The organism is Christensenella hongkongensis (genome assembly GCF_000981035.1).
Lineage (GTDB): Bacteria > Bacillota > Clostridia > Christensenellales > Christensenellaceae > Christensenella > Christensenella hongkongensis.
Genome location: NZ_LAYJ01000082.1, coordinates 1 through 412, shown reverse-complemented (window position 1 = coordinate 412; position 412 = coordinate 1). Strand labels below are relative to the sequence as shown.

The 412-nt window shown below is 53.2% G+C and carries 1 protein-coding gene; it reads right to left on the bottom strand.

Features of this window, described 5'->3' with window-relative positions:
- The coding region (locus tag CHK_RS06155) for an aminopeptidase P family N-terminal domain-containing protein (protein WP_046443166.1) at positions 1–412 on the bottom strand (412 nt) is incomplete at both ends.

The following is a 412-nucleotide window of genomic DNA, read 5'->3' as shown; positions in this document are numbered from 1 at the left end:
CGCTTCGTGAAGGTTCCACTCTTTGAGGATTTCGTACACCTCCTCGATCACCTTCTCATTCGACTTTAACAGCGGCGTCATGCTCCCGCGCATATCGTTTTTGCTCGGACGGATGTCCTTGATCCACGGGCACAGCATCTTCTTCGTCCCGATTGCGCTGCCGATCTCAAACAGGATCGGATCGTGCCCTTCGGCAAGAAGCGTGTAACGGTTCAGCTTGTTGTTCACCCACTCTCCAAGCTTGGTGCTCGTCACATACCTCACGTTATCCGGATCGAACAACAGCACCGCTCCAAGCCCGTCCTTTTTCATCTGCTCCCGCGTTTTCTCCAGGCGGTCCTTCCTCAGCTTGTCGTAATCGATCCTCTGCTCATGGTCTACCGCCATTGTCCCTAATGTCATTTCTTTTTCC